The sequence below is a fragment of the Microbulbifer sp. ABE4_465 genome, from assembly GCF_056160765.1.
Window position 1 is genome coordinate 1 of the sequence record NZ_JBSWXV010000032.1, and the last position, 283, is coordinate 283.

The following is a 283-nucleotide window of genomic DNA, read 5'->3' on the forward strand; positions in this document are numbered from 1 at the left end:
ACAAGGTAGCCCTAGGGGAACCTGGGGCTGGATCACCTCCTTAATCGAAGTCGACCTAACTTCGTAAGTGCTCACACATATTGCTTGATCGAACTGATGATGTTGTGTCAGTGATGCCCGTTGGGCGGGTCAGTGCCCCGTTTGGTTCGGGTGTCGTTTTAAACTCCGACATTTTCTCTTCTGAGAAATGTTCAAGTTTATAGGCCTGTAGCTCAGCTGGTTAGAGCGCACCCCTGATAAGGGTGAGGTCGGCAGTTCAAGTCTGCCCAGGCCTACCAAAATT

Annotated in this window: 1 tRNA gene; it reads left to right on the forward strand. The window is 50.5% G+C overall.

Annotated features, from left to right (window positions below):
• Positions 1 to 201: 201 nt before the first annotated feature.
• Positions 202 to 278 (forward strand) — tRNA-Ile (locus tag ACXAG1_RS17000).
• Positions 279 to 283: the final 5 nt, after the last annotated feature.